This window comes from Actinosynnema sp. NPDC023658 (assembly GCF_040639995.1).
Lineage (GTDB): Bacteria > Actinomycetota > Actinomycetes > Mycobacteriales > Pseudonocardiaceae > Actinosynnema.
Genome location: NZ_JBFAAX010001196.1, coordinates 1 through 1,566, shown reverse-complemented (window position 1 = coordinate 1,566; position 1,566 = coordinate 1). Strand labels below are relative to the sequence as shown.

Genomic DNA, 1,566 nt, shown 5'->3' with positions numbered 1-1,566 from the left:
GCCCGGCCAGGGCGCCGACGAGGGTCTCGGCCTCCGGTCGGTCGCGCCGCACGGAGGCCAGCGCCGCCCGGTCGCGGTTGTCGGCCAGGCCGTCGAGCACCGAGGCGGCCATCGCGGTGAGCACGCCGTCCGGCCCGACCTCCAGGAAGGTGGTCACGCCCTGGGTGGCGAGCGTCCGCACGGCCTGGTCGAAGCGGACCGTGCCGCGCACGTGGCGCACCCAGTAGCCGGGCGTGGCCGGTTCGGTGGCGAGCAGGCCGGTCGCGGTGGACACGATCGGCAGGCGCGGCTGGTGGTAGTCGACGGAGTGGGCGACGTCGGCGAACTCGCCGAGCATCGGCTCCATCAGCGGCGAGTGGAACGCGTGGCTGACCGTGAGCCTGCGTGTACGACGGTTGCGGCTCTCCCACTGCTTCGCGGCCAGCAGCGTCGCTTCCTCCTCGCCGGCCAGGACGACGGCGCGCGGGCCGTTGACCGCGGCCACGTCCACCACGCCGACCAGGCCCTCCAGCTCGGACCGCACCTCCTCCTCGGTGGCTTCGACCGCGACCATCGCGCCGGTGCGCGGCAGGGCCTGCATGAGCCGGCCGCGTGCGGCGACCAGCCGGGCGGCGTCGACCAGGGAGAACACCCCGGCGGCATGCGCGGCGGCCAGCTCTCCGATGGAGTGCCCGGCCACGAAGTCCGGCCGCACGCCCCACGACTCCAGCAGCCGGAACAGCGCCACCTCCACCGCGAACAACGCGGGCTGGGTGAAGCCGGTCTCGTCCAGGTCGACGCCGTCGGTGATCACCTCGCGCAACGGCCGGTCCAACATCGGGTCCAGCGCCCCGCACACCTCGTCGAACGCCTCCGCGAACACCGGGAACGCCTCGGCCAGCGCCAAGCCCATGCCCACCCGCTGCGCACCCTGACCGGTGAACAGGAGCGCGAGCCGGCCGCCGGTGGTGGTGCGCCCGGCCCGTTCGGGGTCGACCGCGGCCAGCCGCTCCTCGAAGTCAGCGAGGTCGGAGCCGACGAGCACCGCGTGCCGCTCCAGCGTGGTGCGGCGGGTGAGGAGGGTGAACGCGACGTCGGCCGGGGTGACCTCCGGGTGCCCGGCGAGGAACCCGCGGAAGGACTCCGCCTGCGCGCGCAGCGCCTGCGGTGTCTTGCCCGACAGCAGCCACGGCACCACCGGCGCCGACCGCGGCGCGGGCGGCTGCCCGGTGGCCGGCGCCTGCTCGATGATGACGTGGGCGTTGGTGCCGCTGATGCCGAACGACGACACGCCCGCGCGGCGCGGCCGGTCCAGCTCGGGCCACGGCGTCGCCTCGGTGAGCAGCGACACCGCGCCCGCGTCCCAGTAGACGTGCAGGGACGGTTCGGTGACGTGCAACGTCCTGGGCATCACGCCGTGGCGCATGGCCTCGATGGTCTTGATGATGCCCGCGACACCGGCCGCGGCCTGGGTGTGGCCGATGTTGGACTTGAGCGAGCCCAAGCGCAGCGGGCGTTCCGGATCGCGGCCCTGGCCGTAGGTGGCGAGCAGGGCCTGGGCCTCGATCGGGTCGCCCAGCGTCGTGC

1 protein-coding gene is annotated in these 1,566 nt (G+C 74.6%); it reads right to left on the bottom strand.

All coding sequences use genetic code 11. From position 1 onward, the window contains the following. The coding region (locus tag AB0G02_RS39485) for a type I polyketide synthase (protein WP_360805424.1) at positions 1-1,566 on the bottom strand (1,566 nt) is incomplete at both ends.